The sequence below is a fragment of the Bacteroides sp. DH3716P genome, from assembly GCF_025914115.1.
Lineage (GTDB): Bacteria > Bacteroidota > Bacteroidia > Bacteroidales > Bacteroidaceae > Bacteroides > Bacteroides ovatus.
In genome coordinates, this window is record NZ_CP083673.1 from 3,471,174 (window position 1) to 3,493,783 (window position 22,610).

Genomic DNA, 22,610 nt, shown 5'->3' on the forward strand with positions numbered 1-22,610 from the left:
ACCTGATAATGACTATATTAGTCCATAGTCTGCATAACTCGAAAACGAGAGGTAAAAACTAATTTTGCAACTAAAAATTTTGAGTTATGAAATCGACATTCAAGGTTCTTTTTTATTTGAAGAAAGGTTCTGAAAAGAAAAACGGCGAGGTTATGATTATGGCACGCATCACCATAGACGGCAAACTTTGCCAGTTCAGTACGAAACAGAGCATCCAGCCCGACAACTGGAGCATTGCTGCGGGCAAAGCCAAAGGCAGGGATGCCGGGAGGATAAACGCCCTTTTGGACGACATACGTTCTTCTCTGAATACCATTTACCACGAAATGCAGCGGCGTGACAACTACGTGACCGCCGAGAAAGTGAAAAACGAGTTTTTAGGTCATAGCGAGAGCCACGAAACAATCCTTTCATTGTTCCAAAAGCACAATGACGATGTGAAGCAGCTTGTGGGCATATCCAAGACGATAGCGACCTACCGCAAGTATGAAGTGACCCGCCGCCACCTCGCTGAATTTATCCAAAGCAAGTACAATGTATCGGACATATCCATAAAGGAGATAAGCCCGATGTTCATTACCGATTTTGAGTTGTATTTGCGTACCGCCTGCAAGTGCGGCTATAACACCACCGCCAAGTTCATGCAGTTCTTCAAGCGTATCATCATCATTGCCCGTAACAACGGCATACTGGTGGGCGACCCGTTCGCCAGCTACAAAATCCGGCTGGAAAAAGTGGACAGGGGTTATCTGACAGAGGACGAGATAAAAATCATCCTTAAAAAGAAAATGGTTTCCGAGCGGCTGGAACACGTCAGGGACTTGTTCGTCTTTTCCTGTTTCTGCGGTTTGGCTTACAGCGATGTCGCCAACTTGCGGCAGGAGAATATCCAAAAGTCCTTTGACGGCAACCTTTGGATAATCACCAAGCGGCAAAAGACGAATACGGACGTGAATGTCCCCCTGCTGGATATTCCCAAGATGATTTTGAAGAAGTACAAGGGCAAGTTGCCGGACGGGAAGATACTTCCCGTAATCAGCAATCAGAAGCTAAACGCCTACTTGAAAGAGATTGCCGATATATGCGGTATTAAAAAGAACCTGACGTTCCACCTTGCCCGGCACACGTTCGCCACGACCACCACGCTGTCAAAGGGCGTACCCATTGAAACGGTGTCCAAGATGCTGGGACACACAAACATAGAAACTACGCAAATTTACGCCCGCATCACCAACAGCAAGATAGGCAGCGATATGCAGGGGCTTGACAAGAAGTTTGTCGGCATCGAGAAGATTTACAAGGAAGTCGCCATGTAATCTTGATTATTGGGAACTGGTCACAATTTGTGACCAGTCCTTACTATTATTCCAACATTGCTAAATCTCCTAAAATATACGATTATGGATTTGCAGATTATCCAAAACAAGATTTTTGAGGTCAGAGGTTGCCGGGTGATGCTCGATTATCATTTGGCAGAACTCTACCAAGTGGAAACACGAGCCTTGAAGCAGGCGGTCAAGCGCAATATCGAGCGTTTTCCGGGTGATTTTATGTTTGTACTCACCCAAGAGGAAGCTAACTTGCTGTTATCCATAGGGGTATCACAAAATGTGATACCCCCTGCTTACAACTTCGGCGTTGCTATGCCTATGGCTTTCACCGAGCAGGGCGTAGCCATGCTTTCTTCGGTTCTCCGCTCCAAAGTAGCCATAGAAGTAAACATTTCAATCATGCGGGCTTTCGTCCTCATGCGCCAAATGGCAATCGGTTACGAGGAACTGTCAAGGCGCATCGAGGAACTGGAGGTAAGCACCGATGCGCAGTTCAACGAACTGTACCAAGCCCTTACCCAGCTTTTGAGCCAGTCGAAACAACAGAAAGAACGCCGTCCGGTAGGTTTCGTTACCTATAACCGTGACAAAAACGAATAGGTAACGATTTCGGTAACGAAATTCCGCCTAACAAACTATATCCCAATGAAGTACATTCTTCCACCTTGCGGGCAGTCCACCGACTACCCGCATTTTTTATATCCTTTTCCAACTGGCACATTCCCCGAAACGCCAGCCGTGCGTGGCATGGCTGACTGTATTCCGTGAAAAGAGCCGTTGGAAACCCGCACAAGCGTATTGCAAGCAAGCTCACAACACCCTTGCCTTTCCCGCCCGCATGGAGTGTTCCCTAAAAGATGAAAGAGAACAGGCACTTTTCCCCTGTTTCCCTATCTGTAAATCTTCCTCTTACGCAGTCCCCCAGCCGGGACAGTCGTTTTAATCATTTCAATAGGCAAAGGTAGTTACGTGTTCTTCACGATTTTGCAAGGTCGAGCCGTTCCGGTTTGGCGAAAAAATCTTCCCTGCCTTGCGAGGTATTTTTTGCCCAAAACCTTGCAAACTCTAAACACTACCCTTTTACGCCTATGTGAAACGAAAACGACCGACCCGACCGGAAGACGCATAAAAAAAAAGTCGGATTTACGGGAAACAGGAAAAAAGTTCAGTGAAACTTCAACTCCCTCACCTCTCAAATCCGCATAAAATTAAAAACTTAAAAATTACAGCAATATGGAAGCAAAGGTATTATCGGAAGCAAAAGTTTATGTAGGCACTTATGCCAAGTACAACAACGGTTCATTGTCCGGCGCATGGCTCGACCTTTCGGACTATTCGGACAAGGAAGAATTTTATGAAGCCTGCCGGGAACTTCACAAGGACGAGGAAGATGCGGAATACATGTTTCAGGACTGGGAGAACGTGCCGGAGGGCTTAATCGACGAAAGCTGGATTTCTGAAAACTTCTTCGCCCTGCGTGATGCGGTGGAGGATTTGAGCGACACCGAGCAGGAAGCCTTTTTCGTGTGGTGCAACTATAAAAGCCATGATTTGGGCGAGGAAGATGCGGACGACCTTGTACGTGATTTCCGGGATGAATATCAAGGGGAATATGACGATGAAGAAGATTTCGCCTATGAAATTGTAGAGGAATGTTACGACCTGCCGGAGTTCGCAAAGACCTATTTCGATTACAAACAGTTTGCCCGTGACCTGTTCATGTGCGATTACTGGTTTGATGACGGCTTTGTGTTCCGGGCGGCATAACAACCAATCCGGGCGGGGTGTCAAAGCCCTGCCCGCTTAAAACAACCAAGTTTATAACCATAAAAAAATAAGACATCATGCAGTCACTTAACAAAAACGGGGTAAGCATCACCCAAACACCGGGAGAAGAAAAGTTCGTGAAATGCCGTTTAGGGGCTTTCAGGGTACAAATTTATTATCAATATGACTACCGCCACACGGACGGCGAACTTTTCAGCACGGTAGCCAAAACGCTGGACGAGTGCCGCCGCAGGTGTGACGAATGGGTAGCGAAGAAGAACGGAGTAATAAACAAGTAAATTTTAGGGACATGAAAACGACAGAAGTAAACAAGGAGCTTATCGGCAGGCGTTGCGAGTGTATTTTTACGGGCTTAATGGTAACGGGTGTTATCGAGGACACAGAAGAAAACGAACACACCATAGAGGTAAAAGTCCGTTTCGACCACCCGCACCAGTGGGGCGATGATTTGTATAATGATGTGTGGGCGTGGGGGCGCAAAATAGACGAGTTCGGCACGCTGCACCATTTGCAACTGTTGGAGGACAAACCGGACTTTCAGATAATGACGGTAGTTTTCGGCGAGCCAATCAGCCGGATAGACCGCAGTGTTTTTGAAGATGTGGAAACGTGGGGCGTCTGTTCCCTGCAAGGCTGGGTAAACAGCTATGAAAGTGTCCGGTTTGTAGCCATAGACGACCATACGGCAATCATCACGGGCGAATATAACATGGAGCAGGTAAAGGTGTGGTTAGAGAAATACACGTCCATAAAGAGCCTTAAAACCAGTTGATAGAGAACGGCGGCTGTTTGCCGCCGTTACTTTCTTCCGTGAGCCTGCCAGCGGGTGAAGAAAGTAACAAAGAAGCCTTTCGTTTTCCCTATCATGGAAACAACCCGCCGATGCTTCCCGGCGGGCTGTCTGCCCGATATTTACGCTTTGCGTATCATTCCATACCCGGTTTCCCAAGAGGATGATAAAAACGGATGTCGCAACTATAAATCCTCATAGTGAATAAATTTTACACCAAGTATGCACACGGTTTCTTCTTCCTCGATGTCATATTTCCATGTCCGCTTAGTGACAAGCATTTCCGTTTCGCAATCGAACCATACCATTACGGGCGCATCATCTTCTTCGTCCGCCCATTTGAAAACCTGATTGGACGGCGTTTTCCATAATTCAGCACTGTCACGTTCGGAAATACAGTCCTTGTCCACAATGATGATGTCACCTACTGCCGGAACTGTATCTGTTTCCAACGTGGTTTCTATGTACCACGAGATGCCTTCTATATCCAATTCTATTTTTACCATGTCGTTTTGTTATTAGGGGGTTATTGTTTCCGTTCCTTCTTCGCTGTTGTCATTATTGAATGATAGTGTAAGTTGCTGCATCTGCCCGAAGCTGTCGATGATATAAATGTCAATCGTCTGCTGGTCGGTCGATGCCGAGGTGTAGTAGAGCCTGAACGTTTCTTTCTCCAGCGGGTAAAGGTCATTGGGCAGGAACACCGTGCCGTTATCCATTTCCAGCTTTCCTTTGCCGTCCGGCTGGAAATACCGTATCTGATAGGTAGTCGGCTGGTAATAGCCGCCACGCACCAGTCGGCAGCGTATTTCGGCGGTTTCCCCGACTTTCAGCCTTTTGGGTACTGGCAGTGTTTCGATGCTGAACGGGTACGCCTGCTGAATATCCAAGTTGTCATTACAGGCGGTGACAAGCACGAGGGCGGCCACGATGTAGCAGCCCATGATGATTTTATACATTACATTCTTCATATACATTATTATATAGCGGTCAGTTGATAATGAATTTCAGTCCCAAAGATACCTGCGTGTGGAACTTGCCTATGTCCGAGCCGAATAACGCCCGTTCCCTTGCGTTCAACAGCAGAGCCACCCGGTCGGTCAGGTAGGTTTCCAGTTCCAGCGTCAGCGCACCGCCGTAAATGAAGCAGTCCTTATCCAGCAAGGTAGAGCCGTCCGGCAGCAGCTTTTCGCTTCGGTTGCTTGTTTCGTACCCGGCGAGAGCCGACAAGCCCAATGAAAGGAAAAAGGTCTTTCGTCTGTCCGATAGGAATTTCAGGTAATAGCCGCCCTCTGCGGTGAACTGTTCTACGGGTATCTGCATATCCTTGTAGTCATACTTCTTGTGCAGGTATTCCCCGCCAATCACCCAGCGGTTGGCGTTCTTGGTGTAAACGCTGTACGCCGCCCCGATGTGGTAGGCAAAATCCGTATTGGCGTTCCAATGCACCCCGTCCGTCATGCCCGCCGTGACCTGCAAGCCTTTCATGCCCGGCAGGTATCTTTGTGCGTGTGCCTGAAACGAGGTCAGGCACAGCGCAAAGAGCATCATTATAAAGATGTGTCTTTTCATTCCCTATTTGATTTTTAGTTCGTCAATCACTTCTGCGTTCACGATGTCGGCGTTTTCCACCCGTATGGTCTGATGCCGCCCGCCGTTCTTCTCATAGAGTTCCACGACCAGCAGCTTGTCGTCAGGAATGGTAAACTTCGGCAGGGCGTACACCGTGCGCACGGTCGATTTCCCGGCAATCTCTATCACCTCGTTGTAGCTGCGTACCGCATCCAGTACCGCTTCCTGAATAACCGTGCGTTTGGGCACTTTTTTATCGGTTATCTTAAACCTGATGAAGTCCGTGTCGAAAGGCACGTTGGAACTGTTCTTTGTCTGCGTGTGTACATAGAGCATCCCGTTATAGGTGTAAATCCCCTTGATTAAGAACTGTATGCCGAAACGCTTGCTACCCAAGTGGCGCACTTTCCGGTCATTGTTCTTGTAGATGCTCTGCATTATCAGCTTCACCAGTAGCGGGCTTTCACCCGCCAGTTCCCGGAAATGGATGTTCATCCGGGTATGCGAGAAGTCGGACGTATCTTCATTCTCCAAGAAGTCCTTCATTTCGATGTTGAGCATTTCCGGTTCACGGGCGTACTTGGCGTTGAACGAAAAGAAACTGCCGTCCTCGCAGATAACGGAGAAGTTCGTTTCTCCCGGAAAGCCCTCTGTCGTGGCTTTCACCCTGATTACGTTCTCCGCACCGTCCGCCTTGCCCGCTATGATGTGGTTGCTTCCCAAATCCACATAGCGGACGGCGGCGGGGAAGATGATATGCACCGTCTTGGCAAAGGTCACTTCCACGCCGTAGGGCGTAACCATTTGGCGGTACGGGAGTTTCCGGGTAATACCCCGGTACAAGTCGTTGCCAGCCGCATACTTCACGGTGTCAGCGGTTTGTGCGTTTGCCGCACACACGCCCAGCAAGAGGGCGAACAATCCAAAAATCTGTTTCATTGTCAATTGAAATTTTAACGGTTGATAAAATGGTTATTGTTGTTTGGCATACAGCATGACTTTATAGCCTGCTTTCAGCTTCACTTTCACGGTTCGGAACTTCTTGGCGAGGTAGCCGGACGTTCCTTGCAGCAATCCCCTTGTCACGTCCATAGCCACCTGCTGCCCGGCACTTTGGGCAAAGGAAATGCTTGTACCCAGCCCGCTTCCGATATTCGCCATAGCTTCGTTGAACGCTTCCTGCTCCATAGAGGACGGGACGGAAAGCCCCTTTTGCCCGTCCGTGTCGAACACGGCGAGTTCCACCGGGATGATGTTGCCAGCGTACTCAATCGAGGACACCAGTATGTCGAGCCGTTCGCCCTGCACCTTTGCCGTCCCCGCCACAAGGGTATTCTTCGGCACAACGATATTTCCCGCCTGCATGGGTTCGAGCAGCCGTAGTTTCACCGCCTGCCCGTCCACCAGCGTTTGGTCTTGGTGTATGCAGGCGGCTACCGTGTTCTTTCCCATAGCGTACCCTGTGCCTACCGCCGTGTTGAAGCCGTAGTTTCGTGGCTGGCTGTAAACCCGGATGAAATCGGCATCGCTCATGGGCTGCCGCAATCCCGAAACGGTCGTTTCCCGGATAGCCTGCACCGCCACCGCATCCGGCTTGCGTTCAATGCCGCCCGTTACCGGGACTTGTGCGACTTGTCCCTGCCCGCCGTTCATGTACCTTGCCGCCAGCTCGTAGGACTTTTCCAAGAGAGCCATTTGGTCGTCAGCCGTAGGCGTGGCGTTCTGCTGCTGTTTCAGTCGGTCGGTCAGTTCCGCCACCTGCCGTTTCAATTCCTCTTTTTCCTCGTCCACAGGGGGCGTTTCGTAGAACGTACTTAACTGGCGGTTGATGTCCCGGTAAGCCGCCCTTGAAGAAGCACCGCCGCCCCTTTGTGGCTTCGGATCTTCTTCCGGCATCAGATTGATTTCCTCTTGTGGTTCTTCCGTATCATCGTCCAGCGTGAAACCGAAGTCCTGCAAGGATTGTATCTTGTCCTGCTGTTTGCGGTTTGTCACCGCCTGCTCGTAAGCCTTTTGCTTGTCGGCTATAATCCCGTCCTCTGCGGGCAGGGGTATGTCGGCATTGAAGCCGCCCACGCTTTCCACATTCACGTCCTCTTTGCCGGAGGGTGCGAATATCAGGTACATGCACCCTGCAAAGGCAAGGAACATCAGCGGGAAGACTATCATTTTCCTGCGCTGCTGCACCTGCTGCGGGGTAAGTTCCCGTTTGGGTTTATTTTCCTTTTTCGGCTTCCCGTCCGCCTGCTGTGCGGTCGTGCCGTTCTCATTCTTCTGTACTTCTTCCATATTGCGGTCTGTTTAACGGGTTGATACTTTTGGTTGTGTCATTGCCGTGCAACGGCAGTTGTCTGATGTGTTCTATTTGCAGCCTTTGCCCGTCCCGTTTCCCGATATTGTAGATTGATGAAACGGTGATGTAGATAGACAAGCCGCCGAAAAAGAAGAACATCAGGAGGATAACCGCCAGCCTTTTGCCCGGCGTAATCCGTCCGCACATTCGGCGCAGGCGGTCGTCCGCCCAGTCCCGCACCTTTTCGATGTGGTTTCGTTTTCTCTCCATAAGGCTATCTTTTAATGGTCTGCAAATCCTTGTTCTCGGTAATGGTGAACGCTTCGATGATGAAGCCGTGCGGGTTGTTGTCGCTCCGTGTGGCGTTAAGCAACCGGCACGAGGTGACAAGGCTTCGCACCGTCAGGCTGCTTTCCCGGACAATCAACTGGCGGGCATACGTGTTCACCTTGTAGGGGTACTGGTCGAAGTCGCACTTCACGCTGTCAATCTCCACCGTCTGCGTGACGTTTCCGGAAATCACCCGGTTGTAGTAGCCCTTTTCCGCCAAGTCCTTGTAATAGTTGAAAGCGGTCTTGTCGGCGAGAAACAACGAGCGTTTGATGTTGCTTTCGATAGCGTCCTTGTCGGGTGAGAGCGTGAAGAAAAGTTCGTGGAAACGCCGCACGTGCGACTTGGCTTCCACGGGTCTGTTCTGTGCCATGTCCTGCGAGAGTGCCAGCATCAGGCTTTTGCCGTTGTCGAGGACGTATATCTTCTGCCGCTGCTTTTCGGCGAAGCTGTACGAGTTCCACACGGCAAAGCCCGTCACCAGTGCGCACAGGCAGATGAATACCAGCGCAAAGAGCCGGATTTGCCGGAAACTCGTTTCGATGTTCGTTAATGACTTAAATTCCATATACTAAATATTGATGTTGGTTATTTGAGTAGTTTCCCGGTTACTTTCCCGCTTGCCGCACCGACCGCAGCCCCGGCGATTGAACCAGCCCGTGCCACGTTGCGGTTATAGGCAGACGTACCGCCAGCCGACACTATCCAGCTTGCCACCGTTGGAATGGTGAAGTAGCCCACGATGCCGATAATCATAAAGATTATATACACGGTGCTGCTCCCGTCCGGGATGAAATCCGGGTCTGAAAGCTGCTCGATGTCTTTTTGGAGCATCAGGGTTTGTATGCGTGCCAGCACGCTGCTGAACAAGTCCGACACGGGCAGCCACAGGTAAATGGAGATATAGCGTGAAATCCACCGGGTCAGCGTGCTTTGGAAACCGTCATAGACGGAAATCGCAAACGCCAGCGGACCCAGTATGCTTAACACGATTAGGAAGAACGTGCGCAGCGTGTCTATAATCAGCCCCGCCGCCTGAAAGAGCATTTCCAATAACTCCCTGAACCAGTCCCGTACGGACTTCTTTATATTATAAGCCGTCCTGTCCATGTACATGCCCGTCATAGTCACCATGTCGGAGGGCGACCAGCCCAGTTCTTCCAGTTGTCGGTCAAATTCCTCGTCCGATGCGAGGTAAGCCGTTTCGGGGCTTCGCATCAGGGCTTCATATTCCAGTCGGTCTTTCTGCGCCCGGTACTCGTTCATGTCGAAAGTCTGCGTTTCCATAAGCTGGTTGCACCCTTTCACCACTGGCGACAGCACCGTGTTGATAGTCCCCAGCACGAAAGTTGGAAAAAACATGATGCACAGCCCCAGCGCAAAGGGACGCAGGAGCGGGTACACGTCTATGGGTTCGGCACGTGCGAGCGACTGCCACACTTTGGCGGCTACATAGAACAAAGCTCCCAGCCCGGCTATCCCTTTGGCTACCCCCGTCATGTTGCTGCACAAGGGCATCATTTCATCGTACAGCACCCGCAACACTTGGTGCAGGTTGTCAAAATCCACCGCTGCTAATAACATAGGCATACCGATTTATATGTTACCAGTAGCGTTCATCCGCCGAGCCGTAGAGAGCCAGCACCCGGTCGGTGTCGTTCTTCTTCTTCGCCCGCAGGTAGGACACGGATATGTTCTTTCGGGTGTAGTAGTTCACGAGGTTGCGGTAGTTGAGCAGGCTTTTATAGGCGTTGTTGATTACCGCCAGCCTTTCGGCATCCGTCAGCGACATGCCCGTCACGTTCACTACATTCTTCAAGTCCTGCAACACGTCCGCACTTTCGGAGAGCAGCTTTGCGTACCCGGCTGAAATGGCGGTGAGTTCATCCGGCGTGTAGTTCGGGTCTGCCAGCATGTTCTGATAATTTCGCACGTAGATTTCGGATATTTCCGCCACCAGTTCAATGGACTTCTTCACCTTGATGCCGCCCTTGACAACATCGTGTACCGCTTTGAGCGCATCGTAATATTTTTTACCCTGCTGGAAAATCTTCTGCGCTTCCATGAAGCCGTCCAGCGTGTTCTTGGCAGTGGTGGAAGTCTGCACTATCTGCTTGGTGGTGTTGATGATGCCCTGCGCCAAGTTGCCGGGGTCTGACACCACCCACTGTGCGGATGCCTTGCCGATGAAGCAAAGGCACACCGCCATAAGGAGAATTGTTCTTTTCATTATCTTTTGTTTTCAGGGTTTGTAACTCGTTTGTATTCGCCGCCGGGCATGAGCGTTATCCGGTCGGTCTTTTTGTCATAGGTGAACTGTATGCGGAAGCCCGTTTCGATGAACAGGCAGCCGTTCCGTTCTGTTACCGGGTAAGCCGTTTCCAGTATTCTGCCCCTGACATTCGCTTTCCGGGTGACGGTGTATCTGCCGCCCGTTTCCGAGAGTGTGAAAGCCGGGTGTCCCCTGACGTGTACCCAATAGCCCTGCATCCTTTCCAGCTCCTTGCTTCCGCTGTCCTCGCAGCCCGCCAGCAGGCAGGCGGACAATAGCGTGTATATCAGATTGTCAATCCATTTCATGTTCCTAATTTTTAAGTTGTTGATGATTGGGGATTTCTTTTGCTTTCTGCAAGCCGCTTGATAGCCAGTTCAAGGTTGCCGTCCAGCTTGTCGGCGAGGGCGAACAGTTCCATTTTCTCGCTTTCCTCGGTCGTGTACGTGTAATATTCTTCCAACGAAACTTCTGTGGCGTACACCGCCGATTGTGTGCCGCCCAGCGAGAAGAAAACTTCCTTGTACTTCCGTCCGGGGTGGTTCGCCATGTTGATAGACAATATCTGCGAACGCTCCTTGTCGGTCAGTCCCAAGAGGTTCTGTATGCTGTCGAACTTGTTAAGGTATTTCCTTTGGTCTAACAATATTTTGCAGTCCGAGTTATTGATGATACTTTCTTTCACGATAGGGGAAGAAATAATATCCTCTACCTCTTGCGTGACTACAATCGCTTCCCCGAAATACTTTCGGACGGTCTTGTACAAATATTTTATGTAGTCCGCCATGTTCGCCGATGCAATCGCTTTCCACGCTTCCTCAATTAGTATTAACTTCCTTATCCCCTTTAACTTGCGCATCTTGTTTATAAAGGCTTCCATGATGATGATAGTCGTTACCGGGAATAAAATTTTGTGGTCTTTGATGTTATCCAACTCAAAGACAATGAAGCGTTTATGCAACAAATCCAGTTCCTTGTCGGAGTTCAGCAGGTAGTCGTACTCACCGCCACGATAGTACGGTTCAAGCACGTTCAGGAAATTGTCAATGTCAAAATCCTTTTCCCTGACGTTCTTCTGTTCAAGCTGTCGGCGGTAATCATCCCGGACAAACTCGTAGAACGTGTTGAAGCAGGGCGTTACCGAACTGTCTTTGCCTATCAGGTCGATATAGGCACTTACCGCATTGGATAACGCCACTTCTTCCGACCGTTTGGGGGCTTCATCATCCCGCTTCCACAGGGTGAGTATCAGGGTCTTAATACTCTCTTTCTTCTCGATGTCAAATACCCCGTCCTCGACATAGAACGGGTTGAACGCTATCGGGTTCTCGTTGGTGTAGGTGAAATAAATCCCGTCCTCGCCGTGCGTGCGGTTGTGGATAAGCCGGGACAGCCCCAAGTAACTGTTACCCGTATCGACCAGCAGCACGTGCGCACCCTGCTCGTAATACTGGCGCACCATGTGGTTGGTAAAGAAGGACTTACCCGACCCGCTCGGCCCAAGTATGAACTTGTTTCTGTTGGTCGTGATGCCTTTCTTCATGGGCAAATCCGATATGTCGATGTGCAGCGGGCGACCGCTTACCCTGTCCACCATTTTGATGCCGAAGGGCGAAAGCGAACTCTTGTAGTTCGTTTCTTCCACGAACAGACAGAGAGCCTGCCCCAAGAACGTGTAGAAACTTTCCTCTGCGGGGAAGTCGGCTTCGTTGCCGGGTATGCCCGCCCAAAAGAGCGTGGGCGTATCGACCGTGTTGTGGCGTGGCTTGCACTCCATTAGCGCAAGCTGGCTTCCCACATCGTTGCGTATGCGTTTGAGTTCGTCCCTATCGTCACTCCATGCCATGACGTTACAGTGGCAGCGTACCGAAATAAGCCCCTTGCTGTGCGCTTCGTTCAGGTACTCGTCTATCCACTCCTTGTTCACTTGGTTGGCACGGGAGTAACGGGAGAGCGATTGCATGTTCCGGGCGGTCTGCTCGAAGTTCTTCAGGTTTTCGGCGTGGTCGTCTATGAAGATGAACTGATTATAGACATGGTTACACGACAACAGCACGCCCACCGGGGCGGCAAAACTTAACCTGCAATCGCTTCTGTCTGTGGACAGCTTCTCAAATCGGCAGTCCGTCCCGACCTTTCCGGGCAAATCTTCCACGTCTGAAAGCGTGTGCAGGCACAGTATATCGTCCCCGACCCGCATTTCTTCCGGGTACAGCCCGATGTCTTTCAGGCAAGTAGTGTCGGTTTGCGAGAGCGAGAAGTATTTCTCGATGATGCCCGCCTTTCCGTCCTGCCCGGTGATTTCCGATGCCGCCAGCCGGGTAAGGGTGACAAAACCGCTGTCGTTCATAATCCTTTCAAACTGCCCGACCGCTTCGATAAACTTTGCCGCCGCTTCCTTGTCGGCTATCTCCTGCGGTACAATCCTGCCCCGGCAGAGGGTGGAGAAGTCGCTCTGTCGGCGGCTTCTCTCCCTTGTCGTTTTCGTCAGGAACAGGTAGCAGTAATGGTTCAGGAACGGGCGTTCATTGAAGTGCCGTTCAAAGGAGCGGCTTAAAAAACTAAGCTCGCCCCTTTCGGTGTCGGGCTGGTAGTTCTCCTTGATGAAGAAGTCCTGCTTGTGTACTATGGAGTAGTCGGGCAGCACCTTGGCCGCCTTGTACCACGCCGAATGTATGGTTTCGTACTCGGCACTGGTGACGGTGAACAGTTCGGGCAGTTCCACCCTGAAAGCCACCGTTATGTCCGCATCCTTTGAAATGATGCAGCCGTTCTCCACCGCCAAAAGTGGAAATTTCCTTTCCAGCGTGGTAGCCTTTAACATATTCCTCATGTTCTTTCTTCCTTTCTTCTTTTGTAGTTGAACAGCCGGGGTATCGCCTTTCGGCTGATAATGAAGCGTGGGTGTCTTTTGCGTGCGGCAGCTTTCATCAGCCCGTGCGTGCCGTACTTGGCGTTGAGCCGGAACGTCTGCCACACGAGCAGCAGCGAAGCCGACACGATGAAACCGATACATAGCCACTGGTTCACGCCTGCCATGAACAGGACGATGAACACCACGAAGACGGCGAGCAAGCCGCCGCAAAAGATAAAGAGGTACTGGCTTTTCAGCCGTAGGCTAAGTACCCGGCGCCTTGTCGTATTACTACGGTAGGTTTCCAAGAACTCGCCTCCGAACCGTACGTACACGTCTCCATGTATACGGCTCTCCATTAACATATTCAGTCTATCCACCATGATGTATCTTTTTATGGCAAGGGATACAGACAGCCAATGTCTTCCTCCGACGTCCAATCATTTGGATTTCCCAAGGCTTTTTGCCTTTCAGGTCTTTGAGTTTTTTGACATGATGGATTTCAATACTCCCTTCTGAACCGCATAATTCACATTTACTCGCTTTCAACCGTTCCGTAAGACTGGTATAAGCTGTATTGTAAATTGTGTTTGCCAGATTATCACAATTTGATACTGTTGCGGTGGTTTTACGCTTAAAGCTACCGTTGAAGAAAACTCTCATTTTCCTTTCCCATTTCTTATTTTCATAGAATACTGCAAAATCCTTGTTATAGCGGTATTTGGCTATGATTCTGCGAACAGATATACGGTACTTTTTTGCAAAAGTCTTATACATACTGTATTGCATGATATATTTGAAAGAGTTAAGATGTGAACTGTTATTAGCAATAGAATAGTAGTTTGTAAAACCTCCTATTTCTGCATTGTAAGTGTCCAATATCTCAAGGTCGTCATTATGAAGCACCTTTGACCTGCTAATCGGTTTCCATTTCTCTTTATTTTCAAATTGATGAATTCTCATCACTTCGTAATAGAGAAGTTTTTTCTTCATAGCTTCCATTGGCATTTCTAATACTACCTTTTTACCATACACTTTAATCAGATTTCCAGATTTCTCACCTCTTTTGGTCATATCAGAGAACTTCCGAACATAGATTTCATATCCGAGGAATTTAGCATGTTTATTACCATGTGTTATCAAAGTTTTTTCCTCTGAAAGGGTAAGTTTCAGCTTATCATAGAGGAAGTTTTTAATATCCTCTTTGATTGTTTCGCTGTCTGCTTTACTCCCAATGACACCGATAATAAAATCATCCGCATATCTCACATACTTAATCCTTTTGTAATTCTCGTCCATCTCATCGACAGAGGGTATCAATCTTTTTTTCTGAATACATCTTATCGCTGTAATCAGTTCTTTCCGAGTAACTTCATTCTCGGTTTTCTTTAGCTTTGTGCCAAGCCACCAAATTTTTCCGGAATATCTTTTGTACTCTGGGTTCATTTTCCGTTTTATGCCTTTATCAAACTTTTCGGCATATTCTTTCATATACTTATCCAGTTTATCCAAGTATATATTAGCCAGAATCGGACTAATAATACCTCCTTGCGGTGTTCCGCTGTACGTTTTATGAAAGACCCAATCTTCGATATATCCAGCTTTTAAGAACTTTCTAATCAACCGAATAAAACGTTCATCAGCGATACGTTCTTTGAGGATTCCAATAAGTACATCATGGTTGATGTTATCGAAAAATCCCTCAATATCGCCTTCGACAAACCATTTGGTTGCAGTGAAGTTCTTCTGTACTTGTATTAACGCAGTATGGCAACTTCGTCTGGGTCTAAAGCCGTGAGACGTATTTTCAAAATATTCTTCGTACATTGCTTCTAACATCATTCTAATTACCTCTTGCACTAATTTATCATCGAAAGATGGTATTCCGAGAGGACGTAGTTTCCCGTTCTTCTTTGGGATATACGTTCTTCTCGCCGGATTTGGTTGGTACGATTCGTTTTTAAGCGCACCAATCAATTTTTCAATACGTTTAAGGCTCATTCCGTCGATTGTATTACCGTCGGAACCTGCCGTCATATTTCCGGGCTTACTCTGTATATTATTGTAAGCCAGCAGAAACATGTCTGCATTGTAAAGAACCCTGTAGAGCCGTTCAAATCTATAATCCGAACATTTGCTATGCTCTGACAGACTGTTTAATACTTTTTCTGGACTTCTCATGTCTCTCACATTTTCCGTTAATTGTATTAAAGATGTTAACTGCTTCCCTTCGCCATGTACGAGGCTTTCCCTCGCTCGGACTACTACGGAAGCTCCGTTACCGTGCCGGATATTCAGAAGCTAAACTTCATAGCCTTTCGGCATTCCGGTTTAGGTAATCCCCGTTTAGCTCTATGGCAACATAGCTTTGATAGATTGTCGGATACGACTTTCGTCCTTTACTGCTTATTGCAGTCGCGCTGTAACCTGTTCTGCTTCCAATTCTCAAAGGAGGAACTAAAAGTGTTACAGTATGGCGTTAATAACTACCTTCCGCCACAGTTCCGAGTTATACCGCTTGGACTATCGTTCAATCAATCCAGACTTTATCCTCATATCTATCGTTTCATCTCCTGATTCAGTCGCATATTGGTAGTTATATGACTTATCAGTTTATCGGCATGCTACACTCCCTGTCCGGTTTCCCTTTCAGATAAGCCGATTGATGATAGGCTATCGAACACTCGCCTAACGTCTTGCTATTGACGTATTTGCCAAAGAACCTCTACGGGCGCACCCTTGAACTCCACCGGCTTCCCGATACCCCTGTTTACCGGATATTCAGACATTGCCGCCTTTTTAGAGGAAGAACGAACGCAGGATAGTGGCGGCGACAATCAGGAAGATGCACGCCCCGAACCAACTGGCGGCGGTCTTTGAGGTGTCGGGGTCGCCGCTTGAAAACTTGTTATATACTTTTACCCCACCAATCAAGCCGCAGACCGCCCCGATTGCGTACACCAGTTTTGTTCCGGGGTCAAAATACCCGGTGATTAGGTTCGTGGCTTCGGTGATGCCCGCCTGCCCGTTTCCTTGTGCGTAGGCACTTACCACGGCGGCAAGTATAGCCGCCGACAAGAAGATTTTCTTTCTCATTGTGATTTGTTTTTAATGCCGGGCGGCGGGTGGATAGTCCGCCTTTCCCGGCTGGTGAATAATTTGAAATTTTAGTGGTCGGGGATAGTCCCGTTTGTCTGTTTGTTTTCAGGTTGCCAATCAACCGTAATCCCGTTGTTTCATGCTGTCAGGCTTATACATTATTATATTATAGGAAATCGTTCATGTCGAACGCTTCGTGTTCCTCGCTTGTATCGCCAGTTCCGGCAGGGACAGCAGCCGTAGCCAGTTCCGCTTCGTTGCGTCCCAGCAGTTCCGCCACCTTTGCCAGCCCGCCGTTGATGTTCTCCACCACCGCATCGTAGAGGTTCGTCCCCTCAATGCTTGCCAGTGTCCCGGCTGCTTGCCGTTTCTCCGCTTCGGTGGGGTTGTCGGCGTTCGCCGTGCGTACCGCTTCGCCCAGTTCATCGAAGCTCACGCCCGTAGCCCGCCCGGTATCATCGTCACCGTCCATGTACCCGGCTATTTCCTCGTCCTCGTAGTCGGGTTCGTCATTCTCGTAACCGGGCGTTTCTTCCGCTTCGGCTGCTGTTTCCGGAATGTTTTCTTCCGGCTGTCCGTCAGCCTGCGGCGCAAAAATAGTATCATTTTCAGCCGCTTGCGGGAGGTGTCCCGATTTGTCCTGCGCTGTCCCGATTAGTCCGCCCTTGTATCGGCTTTCACCTATCAGCGTGTAGCCTGAAACCCCGTTTCGTGGGAGTGGCGCATCATCCGTTCTGCCCGTTGATGTCCGGCTGTCCGTGTAGCGATACCACAGCCATAGGGCGATATAGTACACCAAAAGCCCGGTAAGTATGCAATAGATTATCATAGTCAGACAGGCTTTTGGAAGTGGCTTTCGTACAGGGTGTTTATCTCGTCTTGGTACTGCTCGAAGTGCCGCAGCAGAATGTTTTCCACGTAGCTGCTTACCGTCACCTTGCGCCCGCCTATCACTGTCACGATACGCATCAGCTTCTCGTGCGTGGTACGGCTCACGTATAAGGGCTGTCGGTCTGCCAGTTCCACTTTCTGAAAGTAGGTTTCCCGGTAGTCGCCCGAACCGCCCTTGCGCCTGCGGGGTGTCGGTTTCTCTACTTGCACCGTTTCTGTTTGTGTTTCTTGCGGTACATCATTCGTCTTATTATTATCTTGTTTACTGGGAACACCCTGCGAGATAAGCTCTTTCATGAAATCCTCGTCTATCTTCGGCATCCCGCCGCTTTGCTTTGCCATATCATTTTAATTTGATGTAGTACACTATTTCGGTTATCAGTTCTTCCAAGTTGCTTCCCCTTACCAGCGGGCGGCTGGCGGGAAAGAGCGTGGAGCGGAACACCGCCTTTTTATCCGCCACCAGTTCCTTTTTGTAGCGTTTGGTATCGGGGATAAAGGTTTTCATCAGCGGCAGTTCCAGTTCCTTAATGGTCTTGTCGTAGGCGGTGTAAAGGTCTGTTTTCTCCCTACCGTCCACCATGTTCCAAAAGAGGTACAGCCCGGCAAGTCGGCAGGCTTCATTCCTCACCAATAGCTTTTGGATAGCCATTGCGAACGACAGGCTGCTTTCCAGCACCACCTTGTCGGCTGAAATGGGGGTGAAAATGTAGTCCATGCCCGCAAGGGAGTTTATCACGCCCTCGCTGTTCACCGTGCCGGGCAGGTCGAAAAACACTATATCCGGCACGTGTCCGGTGGCTATATGTTCGTCAGCCGTTGCAATCGCCTTTTCAGGTGAACTGCACAATACCGGGTAGGCTTTCTTCCCCAGCCGGGTGAACTGCTCATACGCCATTCGCTTGTAATCTTCATCTGCCCCGACCTGCTCGGCATCCCGCTTGCGCATCCCGGCAATGGAGTGTTGCGGGTAGTCGCAATCGACCACCGCCACATCGTAGCCTTTGAGGTAATAGAGGTAACTCGCCGCCAGCACGGTAAAGGTGGTTTTGCCGACCCCGCCCTTTTGGGTGGAAAAGGCGACATAAAGGGGTGTTTTCTCGTTTTCCATATTGCTTCCGTTCATTATTGGTTGATAGATTTATTTATTGCTTTCAATCATTCATTCCATATTGCAATCTTGAAAGACTGTTTTATTTCAATCTTGTTTTCCTGCTTTCATTCTTTCTTGAAATATTGAAATCCTGCAATCACGTTTTATTGAAATCCTGCTTTCAATCATTCTTTCCTGATTGGAATATTTCTTTCAATCTTGCTTTCAATCTTGAAATCCGATGCAAAAAAAGGGAGAAAAAACGTCCCCTGAAAACCTTGTCCCGATTTGTCCTGCGCTGTCCCGTTTTGTCCACCAACCGCCTATTTTACAGCATTATAAATCACCGTTACTTTGCAGCGGAGTAACGAACCGCAGGGGGCGCAGGTGTAAAACAGGGCTGGTGAATGGCTGGGCTTATCGTTCCACGCTAACCCCAATCCGTCCGTGACGGATTTCGATTTTCGTCAGAAAATAGCAAGGTGTGTTTTGTATGCTACAAAACCGTTTTCCGTGCCTGAAAACGCCTTGCCCCTTGCGGGGGTAAAAATCACTCCGAAGTCGTAATTTTTTAATCCAAAGAAGTATGGAAACAAGAAGAACCAACAAGGGCGGTCGCCCCGCCCTCGCAGACCCGGCGAAGCATCGCCATGTCCTTTATCTGAACGACCGGGAGAACGCCCGCTTCCTCTCGCAGTGGGAGCAGTCGGGCGTCACGAGCAAGTCCCGTTTCATCGCCGCCCGGCTGTTCGGCGAACCGTTCCGGGTGGTGAAAGTGGACAAGTCGGCGGTCGAGTATTGCGCCCGCTTGACCGAATTTTATGCACAATTCCGGGCGGTAGCGGTCAATTACAACCAAGTTGTAAAGGCATTGCACAGCAATTTTTCGGAGAAAAAGGCACTGGCTTTTCTCTATAAACTGGAGAAAGCGACCACTGAATTATCTCTGTTGAACCGTCAGGTTATCGAGCTGACAAACGAGTGCAAGGAACTATGGTTGCCAAAATAAGCACGGGCGGCAATATGTTCGGCGCACTGGCTTACAACCAAAACAAGGTGGACAGCGAGGAAGCAAAGGTGCTTTTCTCCAACCGGATGCTGTTGAGCGAGGACGGGAATTTCTCTATCGGCGAGTGTATGCGCAGTTTTGAAATGCAAATGCCCGTCCAGCTATCCACCAAGAAGCCGATACTTCATATTTCCATAAACCCGCACCCGGAAGACGTGCTGACCGACCAGCAGCTTTCCGACATCGCACGGGAGTATATGCGGAAGTTGGGCTATGGCGACCAGCCTTATTTGGTGTACAAGCATACCGACATCGCTCGCCACCACATCCACATCGTGGGGTTGCGGGTGGACGAGAACGGCAAGCCGCTGAATGACAAGTTCGAGCATCGGCGCAGCAAGCAAATCACCCGTGAACTGGAAAAGAAATACGGGCTGCACCCGGCAGAGCGGAAGGAGCGTGCCGAACGCCCGGAACTGAAAAAGGTGGACTATGCCGCCGGGGACGTGAAGCACCAAATCGGTAATACAGTGAAAGCGGCTTGCCACGGCTACCGCTTCCAGTCGTTCGGGGAATACAAGGCTTTGCTTGCCGCTTACAACGTGTGCGCCGAGGAAGTCAAGGGCGAGATAAACGGCAAGCCCTATCAGGGCATTGTCTATTCCGCCATGAACGACAAAGGAGAAAAGGTGGGCAACCCGGTAAAGGCTTCCCGCATCGGCAAGTCGGTAGGTTATGAAGCGGTGCGGCGCAGAATGGAAAAATCGGGCGAAGCAATCAAGTACGGGAAACTGAAAGAGCGCACCCGGAAGATTGTCGCCACTGCCATGCAGACCGCCCGCAGCCGCAAAGAACTGGAACAGCAGCTAAGGAAGCGGGGCATTGACGTGGTATTCCGTCAGAACGACAGCGGGCGCATCTATGGCGTTACGTTCATCGACCACGACAGCCGGGTGGTGCTGAACGGTTCACGCTTGGGCAAGGAGTATTCGGCGAACGTGTTCAACGAACGTTTTTCGGGCGAAACCGGAAAGATGCACCAGCCCGAAGTGTCAGCACCGCAGCAAGACCACCCCACGCATCAGGAACAACCGGGCTTCACGCCGAAATCCGACTTCGTTCCGGGCGTGGCTTCCGTGCTGGGTGCTTTCGGCGGTTTGCTGGGCGGCGGTGCATCAGGCGGTGACGAGCCGCAGGACACCGCCCGCCAAAAGAGAAAGAAGAAAAAGAAGCGCACAAGGCGCATTGACTAACTTAAAAAAACATTACAATCATGCAACAGGAAGATGATTTAAGGGGGCTTGCACGGGTCATGGACTTTATGCGGGCTGTCAGTATTCTATTCGTGGGAATAAACGTGTACTGGTTCTGTTACTCCACCCTGAAAGAGTGGGGAGTGACCTTTGAAGTGATAGACAAGATACTGTGGAACTTCCAGCGCACTACCGGGCTGTTCTCGTCCGTGCTTTGGACGAAACTTTTTGCGGTGGTGTTCCTCGCCCTGTCGTGTATCGGCACTAAGGGCGTGAAAGAGGAAAAGATAACGTGGACGAAGATACATTGCAGCCTTGCGGCGGGTGTCGTGTTGTTTTTCCTGAACTGGTGGCTGCTGGAACTTCCGCTGCCACACACGGCGGATGCCGTGTTTTATATCGCCACGCTGTCGGTGGGCTATATCTGTATGCTCATGGCGGGTACATGGATGTCCCGGTTGTTGAAAAACAACCTCATGGAAGATGTCTTTAACACGGAAAACGAAAGTTTCCAGCAGGAAACAAGGTTTATCGAGAACGAGTATTCGGTAAATCTGCCTACCCGGTTCTACTATAAGAAGAAATGGAATAATGGCTGGATAAATGTCGTGAACCCGTTCCGTGCCAGCCTTGTACTGGGAACACCGGGTAGCGGCAAGTCGTATGCGGTGGTAAACAGTTACATAAAACAGCAAATCGAGAAAGGTTTTGCACTTTACTGTTATGATTATAAGTTTCCCGATTTGTCGGAAATCGCTTACAATCATTTGCTTAACCACTTGGACGGGTATAAGGTAAAGCCCAAATTCTACATTATCAATTTTGACGACCCACGCAAGAGCCACCGATGCAACCCGATAAACGCCAGCTTCATGTCGGACATTGCGGATGCTTATGAAGCGAGCTACACGATAATGCTTAACCTCAATCGCAGCTGGATAAGCAAGCAGGGCGACTTCTTCGTGGAAAGCCCGATTATTCTTTTGGCGGCTATAATTTGGTATCTCCGTATCTATCAAGGCGGTAAGTATTGCACGTTTCCCCATGCCATTGAACTGTTGAACAAGAAATACGCCGATGTGTTCACCATTTTGCGTAGCTATCCCGAATTGGAAAACTATCTTTCCCCGTTCGTGGACGCATGGGAAAGTTCGGCAGTTGAACAGTTGCAGGGGCAGATAGCCAGTGCGAAAATCCCGCTTTCAAGGATGATTTCACCCGCCCTTTACTGGGTAATGACGGGTGATGATTTCTCGCTGGACATCAACAACCCGAAAGAGCCTAAAATACTGGTTGTCGGTAACAATCCCGACCGTCAGAACATCTATTCGGCGGCACTGGGACTGTATAATTCCCGTATCGTGAAGCTGATAAACAAGAAAGGTCAGCTTAAAAGTTCGGTGATTATAGACGAGCTGCCAACGATTTATTTTCGAGGGCTTGACAATCTGATTGCAACCGCACGAAGCAACAAGGTAGCGGTTCTGTTAGGCTTTCAGGATTACAGCCAGCTTACCCGTGATTACGGGGACAAGGAAAGCCGGGTGATACAAAATACTGTGGGCAACGTGTTCAGCGGTCAGGTAGTCGGTGAAACGGCAAAAATCCTATCGGAACGTTTCGGTAAGGTGTTGCAGAAACGGCAGAGCATGACGATAAACCAGCGGGAAAAATCCACCTCGATAAGCACCCAAATGGACAGCCTGATACCTGCCAGCAAAATATCCAACCTCACGCAAGGTATGTTCGTGGGTGCTGTGGCAGACAACTTCGATGAACGGATAGAGCAGAAGATTTTCCACTGCGAAATCGTGGTGGACAATGAAAAGGTGAAGCGGGAAACCGCCCGTTACATGAAGTTGCCGCAGATAATCGACTTTACCGACAAGGACGGCAACGACCGGATGCAGGAGGAGATACAAGCCAACTATGACCGCATCCGTCAGGAAGTCCGGCAGATAGTCGAGGACGAGATAACCCGGATTAAGAACGACCCGGAGCTATGCCACTTGATTAAGGAGGAAGAATAGCTGTA

26 protein-coding genes are annotated in these 22,610 nt (G+C 49.6%); 9 read left to right on the plus strand and 17 right to left on the minus strand.

Translation table 11 applies throughout. The features are described from left to right. Positions 1-86 precede the first annotated feature (86 nt). The 6 genes from KQP79_RS12895 to KQP79_RS12920 all read left to right on the plus strand — a co-directional run bounded on the left by KQP79_RS12895 (position 87) and on the right by KQP79_RS12920 (position 3,891). On the plus strand, positions 87-1,316 hold the full coding sequence (locus KQP79_RS12895) for a site-specific integrase (RefSeq protein ID WP_008648492.1): 1,230 nt from the start codon (positions 87-89) through the stop codon (positions 1,314-1,316). 84 nt (positions 1,317-1,400) lie between these two features. Next, positions 1,401-1,931: an ORF6N domain-containing protein gene (locus tag KQP79_RS12900; protein ID WP_070751237.1), complete on the plus strand. Its 531-nt coding sequence runs from the start codon at positions 1,401-1,403 to the stop codon at positions 1,929-1,931. Between the two features lie 142 nt (positions 1,932-2,073). Further along, positions 2,074-2,274 (plus strand): hypothetical protein, encoded by a 201-nt coding sequence (locus tag KQP79_RS12905; RefSeq protein WP_080597449.1) that lies wholly within the window; start codon positions 2,074-2,076, stop codon positions 2,272-2,274. 290 nt (positions 2,275-2,564) lie between these two features. Then, a complete protein-coding gene (locus KQP79_RS12910; RefSeq protein ID WP_004329650.1) occupies positions 2,565-3,098 on the plus strand; it encodes an antirestriction protein ArdA in 534 nt (177 codons plus the stop codon). Positions 3,099-3,175: 77 nt separating this feature from the next. Beyond that, positions 3,176-3,397: a DUF3873 domain-containing protein gene (locus tag KQP79_RS12915; RefSeq protein WP_070751238.1), complete on the plus strand. Its 222-nt coding sequence runs from the start codon at positions 3,176-3,178 to the stop codon at positions 3,395-3,397. A gap of 11 nt (positions 3,398-3,408) precedes the next feature. Further along, positions 3,409-3,891, plus strand: a complete 483-nt coding sequence (locus KQP79_RS12920) for a DUF6956 domain-containing protein (protein WP_070751239.1) — start codon at positions 3,409-3,411, stop codon at positions 3,889-3,891. Between the two features lie 203 nt (positions 3,892-4,094). On the opposite strand, the gene KQP79_RS12925 is transcribed toward KQP79_RS12920, so the two are convergent. From KQP79_RS12925 to KQP79_RS13005, 17 genes are all read right to left on the minus strand, one after another. Further along, positions 4,095-4,415: a hypothetical protein gene (locus KQP79_RS12925; RefSeq protein ID WP_004327301.1), complete on the minus strand. Its 321-nt coding sequence runs from the start codon at positions 4,413-4,415 to the stop codon at positions 4,095-4,097. Between the two features lie 12 nt (positions 4,416-4,427). Continuing rightward, the gene (locus KQP79_RS12930) at positions 4,428-4,886 is read right to left on the minus strand and encodes a DUF3872 domain-containing protein (RefSeq protein WP_004329653.1); all 459 of its coding nucleotides are present in this window, start codon (positions 4,884-4,886) and stop codon (positions 4,428-4,430) included. Positions 4,887-4,899: 13 nt separating this feature from the next. Continuing rightward, a complete protein-coding gene (locus KQP79_RS12935; protein ID WP_005785941.1) occupies positions 4,900-5,481 on the minus strand; it encodes a conjugal transfer protein TraO in 582 nt (193 codons plus the stop codon). Between the two features lie 3 nt (positions 5,482-5,484). Further along, entirely contained in the window at positions 5,485-6,420 is a 936-nt protein-coding gene (gene traN / locus KQP79_RS12940; protein ID WP_227035165.1) for a conjugative transposon protein TraN, read from the minus strand. Between the two features lie 33 nt (positions 6,421-6,453). Further along, a complete protein-coding gene (gene traM / locus KQP79_RS12945) occupies positions 6,454-7,770 on the minus strand; it encodes a conjugative transposon protein TraM (RefSeq protein ID WP_264386514.1) in 1,317 nt (438 codons plus the stop codon). Continuing rightward, entirely contained in the window at positions 7,748-8,044 is a 297-nt protein-coding gene (locus KQP79_RS12950) for a TraL conjugative transposon family protein (RefSeq protein WP_005924209.1), read from the minus strand. Before KQP79_RS12950 ends, traM begins: the two co-directional genes overlap by 23 nt. 4 nt (positions 8,045-8,048) lie before the next feature. Next, positions 8,049-8,672, minus strand: a complete 624-nt coding sequence (traK, locus tag KQP79_RS12955) for a conjugative transposon protein TraK (protein WP_070751071.1) — start codon at positions 8,670-8,672, stop codon at positions 8,049-8,051. Positions 8,673-8,692: 20 nt separating this feature from the next. Further along, positions 8,693-9,688, minus strand: a complete 996-nt coding sequence (traJ, locus tag KQP79_RS12960) for a conjugative transposon protein TraJ (protein ID WP_007845741.1) — start codon at positions 9,686-9,688, stop codon at positions 8,693-8,695. A gap of 19 nt (positions 9,689-9,707) precedes the next feature. Next, a complete protein-coding gene (locus tag KQP79_RS12965) occupies positions 9,708-10,334 on the minus strand; it encodes a DUF4141 domain-containing protein (RefSeq protein WP_008648479.1) in 627 nt (208 codons plus the stop codon). After that, complete coding sequence (locus KQP79_RS12970; protein ID WP_004326111.1) at positions 10,334-10,684, minus strand: DUF3876 domain-containing protein; 351 nt, start codon at positions 10,682-10,684, stop codon at positions 10,334-10,336. Before KQP79_RS12970 ends, KQP79_RS12965 begins: the two co-directional genes overlap by 1 nt. An 11-nt stretch (positions 10,685-10,695) precedes the next feature. Continuing rightward, positions 10,696-13,209, minus strand: a complete 2,514-nt coding sequence (locus KQP79_RS12975) for a TraG family conjugative transposon ATPase (RefSeq protein ID WP_264386515.1) — start codon at positions 13,207-13,209, stop codon at positions 10,696-10,698. Further along, positions 13,206-13,613 carry a DUF4133 domain-containing protein gene (locus tag KQP79_RS12980; protein ID WP_264386516.1) on the minus strand — a complete coding sequence of 136 codons (408 nt, stop codon included), beginning with the start codon at positions 13,611-13,613 and terminating at the stop codon, positions 13,206-13,208. The genes KQP79_RS12975 and KQP79_RS12980 overlap by 4 nt, the downstream gene beginning before the upstream one ends. After that, positions 13,603-15,411: a reverse transcriptase/maturase family protein gene (locus tag KQP79_RS12985; protein WP_264386517.1), complete on the minus strand. Its 1,809-nt coding sequence runs from the start codon at positions 15,409-15,411 to the stop codon at positions 13,603-13,605. Before KQP79_RS12985 ends, KQP79_RS12980 begins: the two co-directional genes overlap by 11 nt. A 618-nt stretch (positions 15,412-16,029) precedes the next feature. Further along, positions 16,030-16,326, minus strand: a complete 297-nt coding sequence (locus tag KQP79_RS12990) for a DUF4134 domain-containing protein (protein WP_004308755.1) — start codon at positions 16,324-16,326, stop codon at positions 16,030-16,032. A gap of 169 nt (positions 16,327-16,495) precedes the next feature. Further along, positions 16,496-17,158 carry a hypothetical protein gene (locus tag KQP79_RS12995; RefSeq protein WP_070753207.1) on the minus strand — a complete coding sequence of 221 codons (663 nt, stop codon included), beginning with the start codon at positions 17,156-17,158 and terminating at the stop codon, positions 16,496-16,498. A gap of 2 nt (positions 17,159-17,160) precedes the next feature. Continuing rightward, complete coding sequence (locus KQP79_RS13000) at positions 17,161-17,562, minus strand: DUF3408 domain-containing protein (RefSeq protein WP_008648474.1); 402 nt, start codon at positions 17,560-17,562, stop codon at positions 17,161-17,163. A gap of 1 nt (position 17,563) precedes the next feature. Continuing rightward, on the minus strand, positions 17,564-18,346 hold the full coding sequence (locus KQP79_RS13005) for a ParA family protein (RefSeq protein WP_070753205.1): 783 nt from the start codon (positions 18,344-18,346) through the stop codon (positions 17,564-17,566). Between the two features lie 553 nt (positions 18,347-18,899). On the opposite strand from KQP79_RS13005, the gene mobA reads away from it, so the two are divergent. From mobA to mobC, 3 genes are read left to right on the plus strand one after another with little or no spacing between them, the layout of a single operon-like run. Next, a complete protein-coding gene (gene mobA / locus KQP79_RS13010; RefSeq protein WP_122338351.1) occupies positions 18,900-19,322 on the plus strand; it encodes a conjugal transfer protein MobA in 423 nt (140 codons plus the stop codon). Next, positions 19,307-20,575: a relaxase/mobilization nuclease domain-containing protein gene (locus KQP79_RS13015; RefSeq protein ID WP_264386518.1), complete on the plus strand. Its 1,269-nt coding sequence runs from the start codon at positions 19,307-19,309 to the stop codon at positions 20,573-20,575. The genes mobA and KQP79_RS13015 overlap by 16 nt, the downstream gene beginning before the upstream one ends. A 20-nt stretch (positions 20,576-20,595) precedes the next feature. After that, positions 20,596-22,605 (plus strand): conjugal transfer protein MobC, encoded by a 2,010-nt coding sequence (gene mobC / locus KQP79_RS13020; RefSeq protein ID WP_117959299.1) that lies wholly within the window; start codon positions 20,596-20,598, stop codon positions 22,603-22,605. Positions 22,606-22,610: the final 5 nt, after the last annotated feature.

Bases quoted from the DNA above. Each gene is read 5' to 3' on its own strand.
- KQP79_RS12895 (WP_008648492.1), top strand. From the start codon at position 87: ATGAAATCGACATTCAAGGTTCTTTTTTATTTGAAGAAAGGTTCTGAA.
- KQP79_RS12900 (WP_070751237.1), top strand. From the start codon at position 1,401: ATGGATTTGCAGATTATCCAAAACAAGATTTTTGAGGTCAGAGGTTGC.
- KQP79_RS12910 (WP_004329650.1), top strand. From the start codon at position 2,565: ATGGAAGCAAAGGTATTATCGGAAGCAAAAGTTTATGTAGGCACTTAT.
- KQP79_RS12915 (WP_070751238.1), top strand. From the start codon at position 3,176: ATGCAGTCACTTAACAAAAACGGGGTAAGCATCACCCAAACACCGGGA.
- KQP79_RS12920 (WP_070751239.1), top strand. From the start codon at position 3,409: ATGAAAACGACAGAAGTAAACAAGGAGCTTATCGGCAGGCGTTGCGAG.
- KQP79_RS12925 (WP_004327301.1), bottom strand. From the start codon at position 4,415: ATGGTAAAAATAGAATTGGATATAGAAGGCATCTCGTGGTACATAGAA.
- KQP79_RS12930 (WP_004329653.1), bottom strand. From the start codon at position 4,886: ATGTATATGAAGAATGTAATGTATAAAATCATCATGGGCTGCTACATC.
- KQP79_RS12935 (WP_005785941.1), bottom strand. From the start codon at position 5,481: ATGAAAAGACACATCTTTATAATGATGCTCTTTGCGCTGTGCCTGACC.
- traN (WP_227035165.1), bottom strand. From the start codon at position 6,420: ATGAAACAGATTTTTGGATTGTTCGCCCTCTTGCTGGGCGTGTGTGCG.
- traM (WP_264386514.1), bottom strand. From the start codon at position 7,770: ATGGAAGAAGTACAGAAGAATGAGAACGGCACGACCGCACAGCAGGCG.
- KQP79_RS12950 (WP_005924209.1), bottom strand. From the start codon at position 8,044: ATGGAGAGAAAACGAAACCACATCGAAAAGGTGCGGGACTGGGCGGAC.
- traK (WP_070751071.1), bottom strand. From the start codon at position 8,672: ATGGAATTTAAGTCATTAACGAACATCGAAACGAGTTTCCGGCAAATC.
- traJ (WP_007845741.1), bottom strand. From the start codon at position 9,688: ATGTTATTAGCAGCGGTGGATTTTGACAACCTGCACCAAGTGTTGCGG.
- KQP79_RS12965 (WP_008648479.1), bottom strand. From the start codon at position 10,334: ATGAAAAGAACAATTCTCCTTATGGCGGTGTGCCTTTGCTTCATCGGC.
- KQP79_RS12970 (WP_004326111.1), bottom strand. From the start codon at position 10,684: ATGAAATGGATTGACAATCTGATATACACGCTATTGTCCGCCTGCCTG.
- KQP79_RS12975 (WP_264386515.1), bottom strand. From the start codon at position 13,209: ATGAGGAATATGTTAAAGGCTACCACGCTGGAAAGGAAATTTCCACTT.
- KQP79_RS12980 (WP_264386516.1), bottom strand. From the start codon at position 13,613: ATGGTGGATAGACTGAATATGTTAATGGAGAGCCGTATACATGGAGAC.
- KQP79_RS12985 (WP_264386517.1), bottom strand. From the start codon at position 15,411: ATGAGAAGTCCAGAAAAAGTATTAAACAGTCTGTCAGAGCATAGCAAA.
- KQP79_RS12990 (WP_004308755.1), bottom strand. From the start codon at position 16,326: ATGAGAAAGAAAATCTTCTTGTCGGCGGCTATACTTGCCGCCGTGGTA.
- KQP79_RS12995 (WP_070753207.1), bottom strand. From the start codon at position 17,158: ATGATAATCTATTGCATACTTACCGGGCTTTTGGTGTACTATATCGCC.
- KQP79_RS13000 (WP_008648474.1), bottom strand. From the start codon at position 17,562: ATGGCAAAGCAAAGCGGCGGGATGCCGAAGATAGACGAGGATTTCATG.
- KQP79_RS13005 (WP_070753205.1), bottom strand. From the start codon at position 18,346: ATGAACGGAAGCAATATGGAAAACGAGAAAACACCCCTTTATGTCGCC.
- mobA (WP_122338351.1), top strand. From the start codon at position 18,900: ATGGAAACAAGAAGAACCAACAAGGGCGGTCGCCCCGCCCTCGCAGAC.
- KQP79_RS13015 (WP_264386518.1), top strand. From the start codon at position 19,307: ATGGTTGCCAAAATAAGCACGGGCGGCAATATGTTCGGCGCACTGGCT.
- mobC (WP_117959299.1), top strand. From the start codon at position 20,596: ATGCAACAGGAAGATGATTTAAGGGGGCTTGCACGGGTCATGGACTTT.